Source organism: Chelativorans multitrophicus (assembly GCF_011317445.1).
In the GTDB taxonomy this organism is placed as follows: Bacteria; Pseudomonadota; Alphaproteobacteria; order Rhizobiales; family Rhizobiaceae; genus Chelativorans; species Chelativorans multitrophicus.
The window spans coordinates 1,165,427-1,184,571 of record NZ_JAAAPL010000001.1; the positions used below are offsets into that span (position 1 = coordinate 1,165,427).

Annotated in this window: 19 protein-coding genes; 10 read left to right on the forward strand and 9 right to left on the reverse strand. The window is 61.8% G+C overall.

Going from position 1 to position 19,145, the window contains the following annotated elements:
* Positions 1-179: 179 nt before the first annotated feature.
* The 3 genes from GNP00_RS05685 to GNP00_RS05695 all read right to left on the reverse strand — a co-directional run bounded on the left by GNP00_RS05685 (position 180) and on the right by GNP00_RS05695 (position 3,057).
* Positions 180-1,553, reverse strand: coding sequence for a glutamate--cysteine ligase (locus GNP00_RS05685; protein WP_011579720.1), 1,374 nt, complete (start codon positions 1,551-1,553; stop codon positions 180-182).
* Positions 1,554-1,636: 83 nt separating this feature from the next.
* A complete protein-coding gene (locus GNP00_RS05690) occupies positions 1,637-2,383 on the reverse strand; it encodes a 16S rRNA (uracil(1498)-N(3))-methyltransferase (RefSeq protein ID WP_011579719.1) in 747 nt (248 codons plus the stop codon).
* A 32-nt stretch (positions 2,384-2,415) separates the two neighbouring features.
* Positions 2,416-3,057, reverse strand: coding sequence for a hypothetical protein (locus tag GNP00_RS05695; protein WP_011579718.1), 642 nt, complete (start codon positions 3,055-3,057; stop codon positions 2,416-2,418).
* 261 nt (positions 3,058-3,318) lie between these two features.
* Here GNP00_RS05695 and GNP00_RS23555 point away from each other — a divergent pair, with 261 nt between their 5' ends.
* A complete protein-coding gene (locus GNP00_RS23555) occupies positions 3,319-3,450 on the forward strand; it encodes a hypothetical protein (RefSeq protein ID WP_281352104.1) in 132 nt (43 codons plus the stop codon).
* Positions 3,451-3,522: 72 nt separating this feature from the next.
* Here the strand turns inward: GNP00_RS23555 and GNP00_RS05700 are convergent, their stop codons facing one another.
* The 5 genes from GNP00_RS05700 to GNP00_RS05720 are packed head-to-tail and all read right to left on the reverse strand — an operon-like array spanning position 3,523 to position 7,998.
* Positions 3,523-4,266: a metallophosphoesterase family protein gene (locus tag GNP00_RS05700; protein ID WP_011579717.1), complete on the reverse strand. Its 744-nt coding sequence runs from the start codon at positions 4,264-4,266 to the stop codon at positions 3,523-3,525.
* Complete coding sequence (locus GNP00_RS05705; protein ID WP_011579716.1) at positions 4,256-4,933, reverse strand: LutC/YkgG family protein; 678 nt, start codon at positions 4,931-4,933, stop codon at positions 4,256-4,258. The genes GNP00_RS05700 and GNP00_RS05705 overlap by 11 nt, the downstream gene beginning before the upstream one ends.
* Positions 4,930-6,366, reverse strand: a complete 1,437-nt coding sequence (locus GNP00_RS05710) for a LutB/LldF family L-lactate oxidation iron-sulfur protein (protein WP_011579715.1) — start codon at positions 6,364-6,366, stop codon at positions 4,930-4,932. Before GNP00_RS05710 ends, GNP00_RS05705 begins: the two co-directional genes overlap by 4 nt.
* Positions 6,366-7,145 carry a (Fe-S)-binding protein gene (locus GNP00_RS05715; RefSeq protein WP_011579714.1) on the reverse strand — a complete coding sequence of 260 codons (780 nt, stop codon included), beginning with the start codon at positions 7,143-7,145 and terminating at the stop codon, positions 6,366-6,368. The genes GNP00_RS05710 and GNP00_RS05715 overlap by 1 nt, the downstream gene beginning before the upstream one ends.
* Positions 7,146-7,149: 4 nt before the next feature.
* Positions 7,150-7,998 carry an FCD domain-containing protein gene (locus GNP00_RS05720; protein WP_041545021.1) on the reverse strand — a complete coding sequence of 283 codons (849 nt, stop codon included), beginning with the start codon at positions 7,996-7,998 and terminating at the stop codon, positions 7,150-7,152.
* Positions 7,999-8,168: 170 nt separating this feature from the next.
* Here GNP00_RS05720 and GNP00_RS05725 point away from each other — a divergent pair, with 170 nt between their 5' ends.
* From GNP00_RS05725 to glcF, 5 genes are all read left to right on the forward strand, one after another.
* The gene (locus tag GNP00_RS05725; protein WP_011579712.1) at positions 8,169-9,524 is read left to right on the forward strand and encodes a DUF3422 family protein; all 1,356 of its coding nucleotides are present in this window, start codon (positions 8,169-8,171) and stop codon (positions 9,522-9,524) included.
* Between the two features lie 117 nt (positions 9,525-9,641).
* Entirely contained in the window at positions 9,642-11,138 is a 1,497-nt protein-coding gene (locus GNP00_RS05730; RefSeq protein WP_011579711.1) for an FAD-linked oxidase C-terminal domain-containing protein, read from the forward strand.
* A 2-nt stretch (positions 11,139-11,140) separates the two neighbouring features.
* Positions 11,141-12,349: an FAD-binding protein gene (locus GNP00_RS05735; protein WP_011579710.1), complete on the forward strand. Its 1,209-nt coding sequence runs from the start codon at positions 11,141-11,143 to the stop codon at positions 12,347-12,349.
* Positions 12,350-12,389: 40 nt separating this feature from the next.
* A complete protein-coding gene (locus tag GNP00_RS05740; RefSeq protein WP_011579709.1) occupies positions 12,390-12,767 on the forward strand; it encodes a DUF4870 family protein in 378 nt (125 codons plus the stop codon).
* A 7-nt stretch (positions 12,768-12,774) separates the two neighbouring features.
* Complete coding sequence (glcF, locus tag GNP00_RS05745) at positions 12,775-14,106, forward strand: glycolate oxidase subunit GlcF (RefSeq protein ID WP_011579708.1); 1,332 nt, start codon at positions 12,775-12,777, stop codon at positions 14,104-14,106.
* Between the two features lie 89 nt (positions 14,107-14,195).
* Here glcF and GNP00_RS05750 read toward each other — a convergent pair whose 3' ends face one another.
* On the reverse strand, positions 14,196-14,996 hold the full coding sequence (locus tag GNP00_RS05750) for a L,D-transpeptidase (RefSeq protein WP_011579707.1): 801 nt from the start codon (positions 14,994-14,996) through the stop codon (positions 14,196-14,198).
* A gap of 237 nt (positions 14,997-15,233) precedes the next feature.
* Here GNP00_RS05750 and GNP00_RS05755 point away from each other — a divergent pair, with 237 nt between their 5' ends.
* The 4 genes from GNP00_RS05755 to GNP00_RS05770 all read left to right on the forward strand — a co-directional run bounded on the left by GNP00_RS05755 (position 15,234) and on the right by GNP00_RS05770 (position 19,059).
* Positions 15,234-15,872, forward strand: a complete 639-nt coding sequence (locus GNP00_RS05755) for a DNA-3-methyladenine glycosylase I (RefSeq protein ID WP_011579706.1) — start codon at positions 15,234-15,236, stop codon at positions 15,870-15,872.
* Between the two features lie 198 nt (positions 15,873-16,070).
* A complete protein-coding gene (groES, locus tag GNP00_RS05760; RefSeq protein ID WP_011579705.1) occupies positions 16,071-16,367 on the forward strand; it encodes a co-chaperone GroES in 297 nt (98 codons plus the stop codon).
* A 59-nt stretch (positions 16,368-16,426) separates the two neighbouring features.
* On the forward strand, positions 16,427-18,061 hold the full coding sequence (groL, locus tag GNP00_RS05765; protein ID WP_011579704.1) for a chaperonin GroEL: 1,635 nt from the start codon (positions 16,427-16,429) through the stop codon (positions 18,059-18,061).
* A gap of 221 nt (positions 18,062-18,282) precedes the next feature.
* Positions 18,283-19,059, forward strand: coding sequence for a sulfite exporter TauE/SafE family protein (locus GNP00_RS05770; protein WP_011579703.1), 777 nt, complete (start codon positions 18,283-18,285; stop codon positions 19,057-19,059).
* Positions 19,060-19,145 lie beyond the last annotated feature (86 nt).

Sequence of the window (19,145 nt, forward strand, 5' to 3'; positions counted from 1 at the left end):
TGACCGCACAGGGACGCACGAGAGCGCGCCGGGCGGCCAGCCCGAACGTGCCGGGCTTATATGAAGAGAGGCCGAGAAAGTCAACGAAGGCAGACGCGAATAGGGCGCGGCAAATAGCAAGTAGGGACTGCGACAAGCCCGCCCGGCGCCCCTATTCCCGCTCGCTACCCCCTATTCGCTCAATAAGCGTGTTCAAGGAAGACCGGCTCGATCGATCCGCCCCAGCGCGTATGGTAGGCGGTGACCATCTCCTGCGCGCTGGTGGTTCCGCGTGCCACGACTTCGTCCAGCGGGCTCAGAAAGCCCGTCTCATCAAAGCCTTCGCGGTTCTTGAACCCGCGATTGCCAAGCCCCATGCGGGAGATCGCAAGAACCTCGCGGGCGGTCTCGATAAGATGATGGTTGCGGAAGGTGGCCGACAGACCGTCGACCGGCACCGCATCGCGCAGCGCCTGAACGTCCTCGAAGGTCCATAACTTGGTGAGATCCTCGGCCGCATCAAGCGCCGCGTCGTCATAGAGCAGCCCGACCCAGAAGGCGGGCAAGGCGCAGATGCGCCGCCATGGACCGCCATCCGCACCGCGCATTTCCAGATAGCGCTTCAGGCGCACATCAGGAAACAAAGTGGAGAGATGGTTCGTCCAGTCGCCCATGGTGGGCATGCCGTCAGGCACCGTGTTCCGAAGCGCGCCAGACATGAACTGGCGGAAAGTGACATGGGTGCAGTCGTGATAGCGCCCATCTCGAATAACGAAGTACATGGGAACATCGAGCGCCCATTCGACATAATCGGCAAAGCCGAACTGGTCCGAGAAGACGAAAGGCAAGAGGCCGGAGCGCTGATCATCCGTGTCGCGCCAGATTTCCCCGCGCCAGGATTGATAGCCGTTGACCGCGCCATCGGTAAAGGGAGAATTGGCGAAAAGCGCGGTGGCCAATGGCTGCAGGCGCATGCCAATTTGCATTTTACGGCGCATATCGGCTTCCGACGAGAAGTCGAGATTCACCTGTATCGTGCAGGTGCGATACATCATGTCCAGCCCGTGGCTGCCGACCTTGGGCATGTAGTTCGTCATGATCTCGTAGCGCGACTTGGGCATGCGCGGCGTCTCGGCAAGCGTCCATTTGGGGCTGCCTCCGAGACCCAGGAACCGGATGCCTAGCGGCTCTGCGATTTCCCGCAGCTGCGCCAAATGAGCGTTGCCCTCGCGGCAGGTCTGATGGATGGTTTCGAGCGGTGCGCCGGACAGTTCGAATTGGCCGCCCGGCTCCAGCGAGATCGCACCCTGGCCCGTAGGCTCCACGAGGCCGATGATGCGGCCATCGTCCAGGATCGGATTCCAGCCGAGGATCCTCTGCATGCCTTCGAGCAGGGCGCGGATGCCGCGATTGCCCTCATAGGGAACTGGGCGGTTACCATCGACATAGAAGGGAAACTTCTCGTGCTCGGTGCCGATTCGCCAGGAGCTCTTCGGCTTGGAGCCGGCGGCGATATAGGAGACGAGGTCGTCGACCGTCTCGATCGGCCTGTTGTCTGTCGTGTCTCTCGCCATTTTCTCCTCGGCAGACTATGCGAAGCCCCGCCTCATTGGCGAAGACCGAAACGGCAGGCAAGCGAAAAGTTCTGAAGGATGGCTCAAGCCTCGTCGCGCCAGTCGCCGGCAGCCGCCTGGAGGATGGCGAGCGCCGCCACCGCCGCCGTGTCCGCCCTCAGAATCCGGGGGCCGAGGGGAATCGGCACGACAAAGGCAAGACTTCGGAGGGTGCGGCGTTCAGAGTCGGAAAAGCCGCCCTCCGGCCCGACGAGAAGCCCGAGTCTCTCGCCTGCCAGGGCGGATAGGCGTGGAAACGGGTTCTGGCCCGGCGCATCCTCATCGCAGAAGACGAGGCGCCGCCCCTCCTCCCAACGGGAAAGCAAAACATCAAGCTTCACCGGCTCCCGTACCAGCGGAATGGATAGGATGCCGCACTGCTCGGCCGCCTCGATCACATTTGCTTGAAGGCGGTCCGTGCCAAGCTTCGGTATCTGCGTGTGCTGGGTGATGACCGGCTGCAGTATCCCTGCCCCCATCTCCACGGCCTTTTGAACCATGTAGTCCAGCCGGCCCTGCTTAAGCGGGGCAAAGCAATAAAGAATATCCGGCTGCGGCGTCTGTTCGCGCGTAAGCTCGCGGACGGCAAGCAAAGCCGATTTCTTCGAAATCTCCTTCACCTCGGCCAACCACTCGCCATGTCGGCCATTGAAAACGAGCAGTTCGGCCCCTCCGCGCATACGCAGGACGTTGCCAAGATAATGGGCCTGCTCGCGCGTGGTCTCGACCTCCGCCCCTTTTGAAAGGTCCTCCGGCAAGTAGAGCCGCTGCATTTTGTAATTCGCCCGCATGGGCGCTTGATGCCTCTGAAGCCTTTGCCTGGTCAAGAGCCGGCAGAGGAATGCCAGACCGGGCGATAGCCCGCCCGCAAAGCCGCCACTGTCGCAAGCGGCGTGATCAAGGTGTATTCCGGGCCGGCATCCCGTGGCGCACGAGGTTCGGCATAGCCATTGAAGCCCCAAGGCAGAAGCTTGCCGCCGCGTAAAGCAAAGGCCTGCCCGTGGGCTTCGAACATGGCTCCGTCGGGAAGCGGCGCGCCGCCCTCGGAAACCGGGATGGGCCTTCCACCGGATGCCCGGCGCTTCCCGTGGAGGAGCGTGTCCATCTCACATGCGGAAATCCGCTCTTTCCTCTGCCCTTCGGCAAATGCCCGCGCAAACGCCTCCGCGCGCTTGCGCCGGCAGTAGAAGCAGGGGCGGTGACCCGCCGCGAGCGCCGTCACCTCGTCAAGGAAGAAGAGTTCTGTCCAGCCGGCTGTGCCGTACCGGCTGTTACGGCCCATTACATCGCGGCGGCGCCCCCGGAAATCGCACTCGCAGATGATCCATGCTCTCGTGGACCAGCGCCGCCTCAGAAGGGTTCTGGTTTCTGGATCGTGGATGACGCCGCGATTGCCGGTGAACAGCCCCCGCGCGGCTACAGCTTCGACTGTTCCCAAAGGCGTTACACGGTTTTGCAGGGGCATTTTCGTCCTCGGCCTGAGGCTACATTGGAACGCATCGCGGGTGGTGATCAATCCCATCCTCGCCGGCCGAACATGACCGCTGCAAAAGAGCAACACCCACAGGAATCTGTGATGTAACCATAAGCAGCCTATTGCAAGTTTTCGGGCGAAAGCTCATCTGGCGCGCCGAGATTTTTCACCCCACCAAGCTGAGCCCGGAGGGGGAACCAATTGGTAACCTGGGCTTTTTACATTAACTGGATCGGAAATGAGATGAGCCTCATGCGCGCTACAATCCTTTCGCTGATGTTGCTCACCGCGGTTATGGCGAGTGGAGCAGGCATTTATGCCGCGACTGCCTCTGGAAGCTACTATACGACGGACGGCTACGGCATCAGCGACTTTGCCCGTTAAAGGGCGATGGGTCCTTACGATCTTTATCCGCACGATATTGCCCAAAGCGTCTGCCGGCTTCGGGACTGTGCCCTAACCGGCCACCTCCAGAAGCCGTTTCCGGCTTCCTTCGAACATCATCGCGGTCAGCCGGCCTGAGTACCAGGCTCCCGTGTCCAAATTCACCCGGTTCGGCATGATTTCAGGCTCGGGCATCGGCGTGTGGCCGTGCACCACGATCTTTGGGTGCAGGGTAGGATCGTGGCGGAAGCGTTCGCGGATCCAGATCAGGTCCTCGGCGCTTTGGGCGTCGAGCGGAACACCCGGCCTGATGCCCGCGTGACAAAAGAAGAAGTCGCCGAAGCTTGCGGAAAGCTTCAGTCCCTGCAGGCAATCCAGGTGCTCCTGCGGCATGGCTTCCATCAATGCCGCATGGCCGCGCAAAAGCGCCTCGCGTGAGGTAAAGCTCAGTTCGACCCCGTAGGACCGCGCAGTCGCGTCGCCGCCATTGTTTGCGAAGAGACCCTGCGCGCGCGGCTGCGCCAAAAAAGCGAGGAAGCCGAGATCGTGGTTCCCGGCAAGCGCCATGACCCGGGAATCGGCCTTTATCGAGCGGGAGAGGAGTTCAAGCACCTGCCGCGAGGCGGGACCGCGGTCAACATAATCGCCCAGATAGATTATCCGCCAGTCCGCGGGTTTTTCCTCAATGATCTCGGCCATGATGCGGCGATGCATCTCGGCCATGAGATCGTGGCGGCCATGGATGTCCCCCACTGCGTAGATGCGCATTCCCGGGGGCGTTTGCGCAACATCGAAATGAGTCCCATCAGCCGCCATCGACCACAATGAGATGCAGCGCCCGCGGCCCGTGAGCGCCGAGCAGCAATTTCTGCTGTATGTCGCCCGAACGGGACGGTCCCGTAACAAGGTTCACGGTGCGCGGCATCATGCCCTTCCCGAATGTTTGCCGGATTCCGGCAAAAGCGGTCTCCAGATCTCCGGCGATATCCTTTGCGTCCACCACCACGATATGGTGCTCCGGGAGGAAATTCACAGTGGTCGGATTGGCTGCGCCGGAGTGCAGGACGACCGTGCCGGTTTCCGCCACGCCCGCCACGGCATGGCTGACGCCAACCTCGTCGTCAGCGTCCGCGGGCCCATGCTTTACCTCCAGCGACTTCAGAGACTTCCAGGACATTGCTTCGAGCCGCTCATCCACCCCCATGCGAACGGAGGCAGGCAAATTCCTGGAGCGCAGATAGGCGGCGACAGCCTTCGGCACATCGCCTGGCTTCTTCACCCGCTCGACACTGGCGGAGACCTTCGCCGCCATTTGGCAGAAGAGCGCGATGCGATCCTTTTCGGGCAACTGGCCGCGCGCGGGGATCACGCCCAATGGCGGCTTCGCTAGCCTTTTCTTCACAATCCTGGCGCGCGCCGTATCGTCGGGGGATGCCCCTATGGCAGCACGTACCTTGTTCAGAATTGCCTCCCTCCCGCTCATGCAACTGCCTCCTGCTTCCGCACATCGCGATCGCGCCACTGCTGCATAAAGGTGCGGCCTTCAGGCGCCGGCAACTCGCGGTGGCGGGTCCAGCCGCCGGCAAGCGGCAGGTAATGGAAACTGCCTTTCCGGCCTTTGAAGAACGACAGCAGGGGAATGCCTATGGACGTTGCGAACCGGTAAAGCTTCGGCCGCTTGGCGACCATCGCCCAGGCGCGCAGCCCATAGCGCTGCGTGGCGGGATTGAGGCCGCGCGAGAATTCGCGCTCTCGCCAGTGGCGCATCATCTTGGGCAGCGGGATTCGCATGGGGCAGACGGATTCGCAGCGGCCGCAAAAGGTGGAGGCGTTGGGCAGATGCCCCGCTTTTTCCACGCCGACGAGCGATGGCGTGAGAACCGCGCCCATGGGCCCCGGATACACCCAGCCATAGGCATGTCCGCCGACCGCGTGATAGACCGGGCAATGGTTCATGCAGGCGCCGCAGCGAATGCAGCGCAGCATGTCCTGAAACTCCGTTCCAAGCATCGAAGACCGGCCATTGTCGACCAGTACCACATGGTACTCCTCCGGCCCATCCGGATCGCCCGGGCGCCGTGGGCCTGTGGAGACGGTGGTGTAGACGCTCATGTCCTGTCCCGTGGCCGAACGGGCAAGCACGCGAAGGATCTGCCCCACATCCTCCAATGTCGGCAAGATCTTCTCGATCGACGCCACGACGACATGCACGCGCGGCAGGATCTGCGTGAGGTCGCCGTTGCCTTCATTGGTGACGATGATGGAACTGCCGGTCTCCGCCACCAGGAAATTGGCGCCGGTGATGCCGACATCCGCCTGGAAATATCGATAGCGGAGCACGCGCCGCGCCTCAGCCAGGAGCGATTCCGGCTCGGACAGGTCGCGGGCGACCGGAAGATGATCATGAACGCGGCGGAAGTCGGCCTCGACCTGCTCTTGGGTAAGATGCACGGCGGGAGCGATGATGTGGCTCGGATGCTCGCCGCGAAGCTGGATAATATATTCCCCCAGATCCGTTTCGACCGGACGGACGCCTTCCTTCTCCAAAAATTCGTTGAGCCCGATCTCCTCGGTGATCATGGACTTGCCCTTGGTCACCGTACGAGCGCCGGCGGAACGGCAGATCTCGAGGATGATGTTGCGGGCGTCCGCCGCGGTCTCGGCCCAGTGTACATAGCCGCCCGCCTTCTTCACCTTCTCCTCATATGATTCGAGATAGAGGTCGAGATGGGCCAGCGTATGGTCCTTGATCGCACGGGCGGAATCGCGCAGGGCGTCGAATTCCGGCAATGCGTCGATTGAGTTCTGGCGCTTGTCGATGAAGCCGGAGCGCACATTGCCGAGCGCCTTCTGTAGCTGCGCATCCGAAAGCGCCTGACGCGAATTTTCCTTGAAGGCCGGTGACGTAATCTGCATCAGCGCTTATCCTTCCCGATTGCCGGCCCATCCACCATGCCGGCGAGCACCTCGGCCACATGGCGCACCTTCACGTCGGCGCCCTGACGCTGAAGCTTTCCCGCCATGTTCATGAGGCAGCCGAGATCGCCCGCAAGCAGCGTTTCGGCTCCGGTTGCCCTGATATTCGCCGTCTTTTCCTCGACGATCCTGTTGGAAATGTCCGGATATTTGACGCAGAAGGTGCCGCCGAAACCGCAGCAGGTGTCCGCGTCCCGCATCTCCTGGAGCTTAAGCCCGGCGATAGAGGAGAGAAGCCGGCGCGGCTGCTCGCGTATGCCGAGCTCGCGCAGGCCCGAGCAGGAATCGTGATAGGTGACGCTGCCTGCGTGGGCGACTGCGACATCCTTCACGCCCATGACATCGACCAAAAAGCTCACCAGCTCGTGCACCCGAGCCGAAAAGGCCGCAGCGCGTGCCTCCCAATGAGCATCCCCCTTGAAGAGACCGGGATAATGCTTCTTCAACATGCCCGCGCAGGAGCCGGAAGGCGCCACGACATAGTCGTACCCTTCAAAGGTCTCGATCGTGTTTTTGGCAATCTCGATCGTGTCGGAACGGTCGCCGGAATTGTACGCGGGCTGGCCGCAGCAGGTCTGTGCCATCGGCACCTCCACCTCGCAGCCTGCATCCTCCAGGAGTTTGACGGATGCGAACCCCACCGTCGGCCGGAAGAGATCGACAAGGCAGGTCACAAACAGGCCCACGCGGGGGTTCTTCTTCTTCACATCTTCTTGCAATAGATCACCCTATCTCACGGTCAGCAGCGGCCGAGCGCTTTGTGCGGGAGGTTTTCGGTCCGGTTTGCCGGGCAAGAGCCTGCGCGTCGGACCGATGGAGCAGGCGAAGGCCGGCTACACGCTCTCTTTCATCGGTGAGCTCGGCTTCCGCGCTCGCCTTCTGAACATAGGAAATATGGTCCACCGCCGCCTTTCGCGCGGCGGCCGGGTCACCCTCGTGGATGGCCGTGAAAATCGCGCGGTGCTGCACGAGCAGTTCCTCGCGCGCGCCCGGCAGGTGGTAAATGCGGGCACGGCTGTAGAACACGCCTTCCGCCAACAGGCGATAACAGGAGCGCAGCGTATGAAGCAGGATGAAGTTGTGCGCGCACTCACCTACCGCGTTGTGGAATTCAACATCGATTTCGGCTTCTATCGCGGGATCGCGAGAGGCATGCGCCTCCTCCATGCGCGTCACGATTCTGGAAAGCAGCGCCTTGTCGGCCTCCGTCGCGCGCGTTGCCGCCAGTTCCGCCGCCACGGCTTCGATCTCCCGCCGGTATTCCAGATAATCGGCCGTGGCCTTGGGATGGCTAGCTATAAGCTCGCGCATGGGTTTCGCGAACACCTCGCCCACCACATTGGCCACATGCGTGCCGCCGCCGGGCCGCGTCGCCAGAAGCCCGCGCCCCTCCAAGACCTTGAGCGCATCACGCAGGATCGGCCGCGACACATCCATCTGGGTCGCCAATTCGCGCTCACCGGGGAGGCGATCGCCATCGCGCAGCACACCCTCGAGGATCAATGCCTCGATCTGGTACACGACGGAGTCTGCCGTGCGGGTATGCTCTATCCTGGAAAAAACGTTCGTCACAGGCCCCTGCCGCTTCACCAGCGTTCTTGCGTAGGGTAAGGCGCCGCGTACAACTGGTCAACTTATTTGTCCAATGCAGGAACAACGATCTGCTTCAGATCAGCGCATTGCGCTTTCCGGGGCGACGGGAGCATACTTCCCCCGGATCTCTACGAGCAACAGAAGTTGTCATGAGCGACGAGCGCGCGGAAGAGCTGAAGATCATAAAAAATGAGGAGCGCGCCGAATCTCCGCTTGGAGGGCTGTTGACCGGAAGGGTTCTGGGCTTCCCCGCGCATCCGGGGCGTGCCAGCGCGCTCGGTGAAGTCCATGCGCGGCCGCACCCCTTGCTCGAAGCGCCGCGCCTCATCATCCAGCTCTCCTTCATGACAGAAGGCGATTTCGCCGGGGACCAGGCGGTTATCGCCGAACTATCGCGGCGGCTTGGCGTTGTCCCGCCGGACACGCATGCAAGGCACCATGCGATGCGGTGGGGTCAGGGCACGCTGAGGTGGGAGCGGCACACCGAGTTCTCCAGTTATCAGTGGGACTGCCCGATCTCGCCGCGCAGCGGCAAACCGTTGCAGGAATCGCCTTTCGGCAACGGCTTTAACCCTCCAGGGACGATTATTTCCGGAACGCGGGTGGAAATCCGCAAGTGGTCGCAGGCGACCGAGAAGCTGATCGGCAGCTTCGACCCGACGAGCCTCGGCTACTCCATCGTAGAAGGCGGACGCGCCGCCGTGGCCACGGACTTCCGGCAGGATGGAGACGGGCTAACGCGCATATTGATCCTGGAACGGGATCTGCCGCCGGCCCGCATCGGCGCGCTGACGCAGCGCCTGATCGATATCGAAACCTATCGAACGCTGGCCATGCTCGGCCTTCCACTCGCCCAATCGCTCTCTCCGCGCCTTCGGCGGATGGAGGACCGGCTCGCGATCCTGACCGATAAAATGCGCAATCGCGACAATCACAACAGCCAGGCACTGCTTTCGGAGCTTACCGAACTTGCCGCCGAGCTGGAGGCAGAAGCCGCAGCGAGCCTTTATCGCTTCGGCGCAAGCCGAGCCTATGACGGCATCGTTCAGGAGCGGTTGGAGATGCTGAATGAAGCGCCCGTTTCCGGATACGAAACCTGGGCCACCTTCCTGCAGCGCCGCCTGGCGCCAGCAATGCGCACCTGTCGATCAGTCGAGGAAAGGCAGGCCAACCTCTCGCGCAAGCTCACGCGAGCGGCAACCCTCTTGCGAAGCTGGGTCGATGTGGAGATGGAAAAGCAGAACCGCGATCTGCTTGCCTCAATGAACCGCCGCGCGGAAATGCAGTTGCGCCTTCAACAAACGGTGGAAGGCCTGTCCGTCGCCGCGATCTCCTACTATGTGGTGGGCCTGATATCCTATCTGGTGAAGGGCGTGCACCTCTTTCCCGGCTTCTCCCCGGAGGCGATCACCGCCGCCGCAGTACCGGTCGCAGTGCTCGTGATGTGGCTGCTGGTGCGCCGAATCAGGCGCAGGCACGTTCAAGTGGACAGGCGCAGCGGATAAGCGTCAGCACGCCATAACTCGCTCGTTTTTTGAGCCTTGGGCGGATTGACTCAAGCGCCGCCATTTGCGGAGCGAAAAATTAACTGGTAAATAGATTAGACCAGTGAAGGAGATTGCATGTCCGGAGCCCTACTCCCCAAGCCTGACATGGCGACGCTTGCGAAGCGGGACGAGATCGTGGCGGACATGCGCATTATCGTGCCGGGCGAAGGCGTTGTGGAAGCCGAGAGCGCGATGCGCGCATTCGAAAGCGACGGGCTCACGGCCTATCGCCAGCTGCCGCTCGTCGTGGTGCTGCCGGAAACAGTGGCGCAGGTCTCCCGCATCCTGAAATATTGCGATGAACGCAATATTCGCGTTGTGCCGCGCGGCTCAGGCACATCGCTTTCGGGCGGCGCGCTGCCGCTGCAGGATGCCGTGCTGCTCGTCATGAGCCGCTTCAACCGCATACTCGAGATCGACTTCGCCAACAGGGCCGTAGTGACTCAGCCTGGCGTCACCAATCTGGGCATCACCCATGCTGTCGAGCATGAAGGCTTCTACTATGCGCCCGACCCCTCCTCGCAGATCGCCTGCTCCATCGGCGGCAATGTGGCGGAGAATTCGGGCGGGGTGCATTGCCTGAAATACGGGCTTACCGCCAACAACATTCTCGGCATCCAGATGGTTCTGATGAATGGAGACGTGATCCGGCTGGGCGGCAAGCATCTCGATTCCGACGGCTATGATCTGATGGGCCTGATGACGGGATCGGAAGGCCTGTTGGGGGTCGTCACCGAAGTCACGGTTCGCATTCTCAAGAAGCCGGAGACGGCGCGGGCATTGCTGATTGGCTTTCCCTCCAGCGAGCAGGCCGGCCAATGCGTTGCCGACATTATCGGCGCCGGCATCATTCCGGGCGGCATGGAAATGATGGACCGGCCGGCGATTCATGCAGCCGAGTCCTTCGTCAATGCCGGCTATCCGCTCGATGTCGAGGCCCTGCTCATCGTGGAACTGGATGGGCCGCAAGCGGAGGTGCATCATCTGATCGAGAGCGTCGACGCCATCGCACGGAAAAACGGCTGCACGACGAACCGCGTCTCCAATTCGGACGAAGAGCGGCTTTCCTTCTGGGCAGGAAGGAAGGCAGCCTTCCCCGCTGTGGGCCGCATTTCGCCCGACTATTACTGCATGGACGGGACCATCCCACGTAAGGAATTACCACGCGTGCTTTCAGGCATGCGCGAGCTTTCGGAAAAGTATGGGCTGGGCGTCGCCAACGTCTTTCACGCGGGCGACGGCAATCTGCACCCGCTGATCCTTTACGATGCGAACAAGCCCGGCGAGCTGGAGAGGGCGGAAGGCTTCGGCGCGGACATCCTGCGCCTTTGCGTGCAAGTGGGCGGCGTGCTCACCGGCGAGCATGGCGTGGGAGTGGAAAAGCGCGACCTGATGCCGGAAATGTTCTCCGAGGAGGACCTGAACCAGCAGATCCGGGTCAAATGTGCCTTCGACCCGAACCATCTGCTCAACCCCGGCAAAGTGTTTCCGCAGCTTCACCGCTGCGCCGAGCTTGGCCGCATGCACATCCATCGCGGGCAGATGCCCTTTCCGGATCTGGAAAGGTTTTAAGGGTGGCCAGTTTTACCCCCGGCAGTGCGCAGGAAGTGCTGAACATCGTGCGCTGGGCAGCAGGCGAGGAATCGCCGCTCGAAGTGCTGGGACACGGGTCCAAGCGCGGCATCGGCAGGCCTGCGCAGGCAGAGCACACGCTGGACCTCTCCCATCTCACCGGCGTCACGCTCTACGAGCCGGAGGAACTTGTTCTTTCAGCGAAGGCTGGCACGCCGCTCGCGGAACTCAGGGATCTGCTGGCAAGGAATAATCAGCAGTTCGCGTTCGAGCCGATGGATTACGGCCCGTTGCTCGGCGGTCCTTCCGGGCGTGGAACGGTTGGCGGCGCGCTTGCGACCAATCTGTCCGGCCCGCGCCGGATCAAGGCCGGTGCCGCCCGCGACCATGTGCTCGGGGTGCATGCCGTTTCCGGACGAGGCGAGGCCTTCAAGTCCGGCGGGCGCGTGGTCAAGAATGTCACCGGATACGATTTGTCCAAGGCGCTCGCCGGCTCCTGGGGCACGCTCGCGGTGGTGACGGATGTCACCTTCAAGGTGCTTCCAGCCCCGGAAACGGAGAAGACTGTCGCAATCATGGGCCTCGACGATGCCCAGGCGGCCTCCGCCATGGCGGAGGCGATGGGTAGCAGCGCCGAAGTTTCAGGCGCTGCGCATTTGCCGGTGACCGTGGTCGGTCGGTTTCTCGGCGGCACGTTTTCCAGTCAGCCAAGGACCGTGCTGCGCGTCGAGGGGGTGGGCCCATCGGTCGATTATCGCATCGACCTTGTCGCAAGGCTGATGCGGCCGCACGGACAGGCGGAGGTTCAGGAGCCCCTCCAATCGCGCGCCCTGTGGCGCGAAATCCGCGACTGCAAACCCTTCGCCGACAACACGCCGGCGCCGGTCTGGCGTGTTTCCATAGCCCCGACAGAGGGGCATAGGCTGGTGGACGCGTTCCGCAGGGCGGCCGGAGCCAATGCCTATTACGACTGGCAGGGCGGCCTTGTGTGGCTGCGCATGGAAGCCGACCCGGAGGCGGAGATCCTGCGCAAATTGATCGCCCATTTTGGCGGCGGACATGCCACACTTATACGTGCAGCGCCGGCTTTGAGATCCGCCGTTCCTGTCTTCCATCCTCAACCACCAGCGCTTGCAGCGCTCGCGTCGCGGCTGAAAGAGCAGTTCGACCCGCAAAACATCCTCAATCCGGGCCGGATGGCCGCAAACTAAGCGCGTGATAGACTGATAGCCGTCAAGCCTGGAGGGAACCATGACTGAAACGAACCAGCCCACACCGCCGCGCAAAACCGACCGCTGGCTCGAGCCGGGACCAACGAACATACAGGTGATCTATATTCTCTATCTCGTCAGCTTCGTCATCGGCATATCGGCTCTTGTGGGGATCGTGCTCGCTTATATGAACCGCGGCAAATCCGAGGCCTGGATAGAGACGCATTATACCTGGGCGATCCGCACCTTCTGGATTGGCATCCTCTACGCCCTTATCTCAATGGTGCTGATGGTCGTTGGGATCGGTTTCCTTCTGCTCCTGGCCGTCGCCGTGTGGATCGTCGTGCGCGCCGTTGTCGGCCTGCAACTGGTGGGACGCGGAGAGCCGATCAAAAATCCTCAAAGCTGGATGCTTTAGACAGAAGATGCAGACAAACTTCACGCCCGAGCAGCTTGCCGACCCGCATACCGCGGAATCGGAGACGATCCTGCGCAAATGCGTCCACTGCGGGTTCTGCACCGCCACCTGCCCCACATATGTGGAGCTCGGCAACGAGCTCGATTCACCGCGCGGGCGCATCTATCTCATCAAGGAGATGCTGGAGAATGGACGGCCCGCCGATCGCGAGACCGTGACCCATATCGACCGCTGCCTCTCCTGCCTTTCCTGCATGACCACCTGCCCCTCGGGCGTGAACTACATGCATCTGGTCGACCACGCGCGGACATATATCGAGAAGACCTATCGCCGGCCATTGTTGGACCGGCTGATGCGCGCGATGCTCGCCCGCGTGCTCCCCTATCCCGGCCGATTCCGGCTCGCGCTGAGGCTGGCAAGAATAGGGCGCCCCTTCGCGCCGCTTTTCCGCGCCATACCCGGCCTGAAACCGGTGGCCTCAATGCTGGAACTTGCGCCGCAGCAAACGCCCGCGGCCGAGGCCTCTGCCGCCCTCAAACCGGAGGGGCGGCCGCAGGGCCGGGTCGCACTGCTCGCCGGATGCGCGCAATCCGTGCTCGATCCAGGAATCAACGCCGCTACCTCGCGGCTCCTTTCGCGGTTGGGTGTCGAGGTGGTGCGGCCCGAGGGGGAAGGCTGCTGCGGCGCGCTGGTGCACCATATGGGCCGCGAGGAAGAGGCGCTTGCCTTCGCGCGGCGCAATGTTGACGCGTGGATGCGTGTCATCAACGGCGGCGGGCTCGATGCCATCATCATCACGGCTTCAGGCTGCGGGACGACCATCAAGGATTATGGGCACATGCTTCGGCTCGACCCGGCCTATGCCGAAAAGGCCCGGCAGGTCTCCGCGCTCGCGAAGGATGTTACGGAGTACCTCGCCACATTCGACCTGCCTGAGCCGGAAATCCCGCCGGGGCTGACCATCGCCTATCATTCCGCCTGCTCGCTGCAGCATGGCCAAAAGATCACGCGACAGCCCAAGGCACTGCTCACCCGCGCGGGCTTTATCGTGAAGGAGCCGCGTGAGGGACATCTGTGCTGCGGCTCAGCCGGCACTTACAACATCCTGCAGCCGGACATATCGCGGCGGCTGCGCGACCGGAAGGTGGAGAACATCGAGGCCACCGGCGCGGTGGCGGTTGCCGCGGGCAATATCGGCTGCATCACGCAAATCGCCTCGGGCTCAGCATTGCCAATCGTGCATACGGTCGAGCTGCTGGACTGGGCCTATGGCGGCCCGAAACCTGGAGGTCTTCCGGAGGCGGAACAAAAAGCTGGGCAGGCCGCCGTGGCCGCATAAAAAAGCAGCGCTTCATCGCTGAAGCGCTGCCTTTTCGAAGACAATACCGGCAAGACCCCTCCGGCCGGCTCGTCCCCCGCATCTGAGAATCAGATTACCACGACCTTGGTGCCGACGGAAACACGTTCATACAAATCTATCACATCTTCGTTGCGCATCCGGATGCAGCCCGACGAGACGGCCTGGCCAATCGTCCACGGCGCGTTGGTGCCGTGTATGCGGTAGAGCGTCGAGCCGAGATACAGCGCGCGGGCACCGAGCGGGTTTTGCGGGCCGCCCTTGACGAGGGTCGGCAAGATTTTCCCATTTTTCCTTTCCCGGGCGATCATTTCCGCGGGCGGGCGCCAATCGGGCCACTCGCGCTTGGCTGTGACCTTATGAGTGCCCGTCCAGCCGAAACCGTCCTTACCGACACCGACGCCATAGCGCCGCGCCTGACCGTCCTTCAGCACGAGGTAAAGGAAGCGCTCCTTGGTATCGACCACGATGGTGCCCGGCGCTTGCGGACCATCATACCGGACTTCCTGGGGCAGGAATTTCGGATCCATCTCATCCGGCCGCACCGCCCTTGGTGCTGCGGCCGCAGCAGCCGTGCGGACCGCCCGCGCTCGGGGCTGATGATGAGGCTGCGGGCGCAGCACATACCGGCGCTCGGCCTGCCGTGCGCTGGACCGAAGTTCCCGCGGATAGGGCGGAACCCGGTAGACCTGACGCTGCCTTTCGGCAGGCCTCGCTCGTGCCGGCGGATTGCGAAGCTGCATCACCCAGGGTGCGGAAAGGTCAGGACTGACAAGGACGGGAGGTGGCTCAGCGTAACGGGTCTGAGCATCGGCGCCATTGGGAAGAAGAAAAATGGCGGCAAGTCCGGCTACATACAGAACGAACTTCATCGGCCCTTTCTCACCTGGTCATCAGATTGCTTGCTGTCACTCCCGCCAGATATGGCGGCTGTTCAAACGCTTTGAGGCGGTTCCTGTCAGGATGCTGCAGCAGGAAACGCAAGCGAATGATGAATCGGACCACATAAAGTGCGATATGTCGGGAAAACTGATCGATGTGGTTATCGCCCGGTTCAAAAATCCGGTGAACAAATCCTTAATCCCCTTAAAAAAATGCGGTGAGTTTCGATGATTGAAGAGAAGACCGGCCTGATCGTGGGAGATGACGGGAAGACACGCTGCTTCTGGCATGCGAACCTGCCTGACTACATGGCTTACCATGATCATGAATGGGGAAGGCCGGTCAGCGACGATCGCAGGCTCTTCGAAAAGCTGTGTCTTGAAGGTTTTCAGTCAGGCCTTTCATGGCTTACGATCCTGCGGAAAAGAGAGAACTTCCGCGAAGCTTTCGAAGATTTCGACTTGGAGCGCGTGGCGCGCTTCACGGACGAGGATGTCGATCGCCTTCTGAAGAATGCGGGCATCATTCGGCACGGCGGAAAGATCCGTTCCACGATCAACAACGCACGCCGAGCCATCGAGCTTTGCGAAAAAGAGGGATCACTCTCCCGCTATTTCTGGCGACACGAGCCTGGACCTGAGGAGCGGCCGCAAGAGCTCGACTACGCAACGCTCCGGACCCTCGGCAAGACCGAGGCTTCGACCCGCATTTCAAAAGATCTCAAAAAGCGCGGGTGGACTTTTGTCGGCCCGACCACCATCTACGCCTTCATGCAGGCTATGGGCCTCGTCAACGATCACATCGAAGGATGCCACTTCCGCGAGGAAATCGAAAAGGACCGCAGGCGCTTTCAAAGGCCGGTCTAAATTCGGGATAACGGCCGAAACGATAAATCGGCCATGCGGTGCCGAAGTTGATCCAAGCCGCAACTCGCTTGACTCTGACACCTATCCTGACTATCTCGGCTCTGTTAGCACTCTCCTACAGCGAGTGCTAAATTCAATTCTCCGACCATCTGGGCGGAGGGAAGCCTAATTCATTATCCGAATCAAGGGTTGAGTAACATGGCCAGCACGAATTTTCGCCCGCTTCATGACCGTGTGGTCGTTCGCCGGGTCGAATCCGAGGAGAAGACGGCCGGCGGGATCATCATCCCCGACACCGCGAAAGAGAAGCCGCAGGAAGGTGAAGTCATCGCGGTCGGTCCCGGCGCGCGCGACGAGAGCGGCAAGCTTGTTCCGCTTGACGTCAAGGCGGGCGACCGCGTGCTCTTCGGCAAGTGGTCGGGCACGGAAGTGAAGCTGAACGGCCAGGATCTCCTGATCATGAAGGAGTCCGACATCATGGGCATCATCGGCTGAGCAAAGCCGCTATTTGCTGAACCTAACCAGGGCTTCGCCCGAAGCCAGGAGTGACCAATATGGCTGCAAAAGACGTAAAATTTTCCCGTGATGCCCGCGAGCGTATGCTTCGCGGCGTCAACATCCTTGCCGACGCGGTGAAGGTGACGCTCGGCCCGAAGGGCCGCAACGTCGTGCTCGACAAGTCCTTCGGCGCCCCGCGCATCACGAAGGACGGCGTGACCGTCGCCAAGGAAATCGAGCTTGAGGACAAGTTCGAGAATATGGGCGCCCAGATGGTGCGCGAAGTGGCGTCGAAGACCAACGACATCGCCGGCGACGGCACCACGACGGCCACCGTTCTCGCCCAGGCGATCGTACAGGAAGGCGCAAAGGCCGTTGCCGCCGGCATGAACCCGATGGACCTGAAGCGCGGCGTTGATCTGGCCGTTGCCGAAGTCGTCGATTACCTGGCCAAGGCGGCCAAGAAGATCAAGACCTCCGAAGAGGTTGCCCAGGTCGGCACGATTTCCGCCAATGGCGAGAAGGAAATCGGCCAGATGATTGCCGAGGCCATGCAGAAGGTCGGCAATGAGGGCGTGATTACTGTCGAGGAAGCCAAGACCGCCGAGACCGAGCTTGAAGTGGTCGAGGGCATGCAGTTCGACCGCGGCTATCTCTCTCCGTACTTCATCACCAACCCGGAGAAGATGGTGGCGGAGCTCGAGGACGTTTACATCCTCCTGCACGAGAAGAAGCTCTCCAACCTCCAGGCCATGCTGCCTGTGCTCGAAGCTGTGGTGCAGTCGGGCAGGCCGCTGCTTATCATCGCCGAGGACGTCGAGGGCGAGGCTCTCGCCACGCTGGTGGTCAACAAGCTGCGTGGCGGCCTGAAGATCGCAGCCGTGAAGGCACCGGGCTTCGGCGACCGCCGCAAAGCCATGCTCGAAGACATCGCGGTCCTCACGGGCGGCCAGGTGATCTCCGAAGATCTCGGCATCAAGCTCGAGAACGTCACGCTCGACATGCTGGGCCGTGCCAAGCGCGTTTCCATCGCCAAGGAGACGACCACCATCGTTGACGGTGCCGGCCAGAAAAGCGAGATCGAAGGCCGCGTTGCCCAGATCAAGTCGCAGATCGAGGAGACCACCTCCGATTACGACCGCGAGAAGCTGCAGGAGCGCCTGGCCAAGCTCGCCGGCGGCGTCGCGGTGATCCGCGTCGGCGGTGCGACCGAGGTAGAGGTGAAGGAGAAGAAGGACCGCGTGGACGATGCGCTAAACGCCACCCGCGCGGCCGTCGAGGAAGGCATTGTTCCGGGCGGCGGCACCGCACTTCTGCGCGCCTCCAGCGAAATCAAGGCCAAGGGCGAGAATGCCGACCAGGAGGCCGGCGTGAACATCGTTCGCCGCGCAATCCAGGCTCCTGCCCGCCAGATCGCTTCGAATGCGGGCGCCGAGGCTTCGATCGTCGTCGGCAAGATTCTCGACAACAACGCCGTCACGTTCGGTTACAATGCCCAGACGGGCGAATATGGCGACATGATCGGCATGGGCATCGTGGACCCGATGAAAGTGGTCCGCACCGCTCTTCAGGACGCGGCTTCGGTCGCCGGCCTGCTGATCACCACCGAGGCCATGATCGCCGAGCTGCCGAAGAAGGACTCGCCGGCCCCGGCGATGCCAGGCGGCGGCATGGGCGGCATGGATTTCTAAGAGGTCGAGACCTCGGATTTCCGAAAGGGCGGCAGAAATGCCGCCCTTTTTTATTTCGCGGGTGCACCCTGCGATCCTTATATTCCCGAGGGCGGGTCTTCCTGTTAGACCTGCCGGATTGAAAAAGGATTTCGCGGTTGAGTTGTCCGGGGGAAAATCAGAGCCTTACGTGAGGTGCCTGCTCCGTCTAGTTTTGCGGCGCATTACCAGAGGGGTCGCCTTTGCAAGACTTTATTTTATTTGCGGCAGTCGGTTTCGCAGCCCAGATCGTGGACGGCGCGTTGGGGATGGCCTACGGCGTAATCTGCTCGACAGTGCTCCTGAGCTTCGGCGTTCCACCTGCCTATGCATCCGCTTCAGTCCATGCGGCTGAGCTATTTACCACCGCAGCTTCCGGCTCGGCTCATCTTTACCATCGCAACATCGACTGGCGGCTCTTCGTCCGGCTTGCGCCGTTCGGAATTCTTGGCGGGTGCATAGGCGCTTATGTGCTCACCTCCTTTGAAGGCAATGCGGTGAAGCCCTTTATAACCACCTATCTTGCGCTGGTCGGCGGCTGGCTCATCTTCAGGTCGTTCCGCAAGATTCCGTCCAACCCTGTACCGGCGAAGGTGGTCGCTCCCCTTGGAGCTGTGGGCGGCTTTCTGGATGCGGCCGGAGGCGGCGGATGGGGACCTATCGTCACCACCGGCCTTCTCGGAGCCGGGGCTCCACCCCGCTACGTCATCGGGACGGTGAATGCGACCGAGTTTCTGGTCGCGACGGCGGTCTCTCTCAGTTTTCTTTTTTCCCTTTTGACCGGGCACTGGGAGGCGGCAGGTACGTATGTGGAGCACGCAGCCGCCATTGGTGGGCTGATCGTCGGCGGAATGGTAGCAGCTCCCTTCGCCGGATGGATCTTGAAGTCGATCAAGGAGCGCATCCTCCTGCGTACGATCGGCTGCCTGATCGTGCTCCTGGCGACATGGCAGACTGCGCAGCTTCTGAAGCTGGTGTGAGGGCGGCGGCAATCTTTCGATTTTAATCGATCCAACAGGCTGGAGAAGTCGCCGCGGGGTTTGCAAAAGAAGTGCCTTTGGCGCAT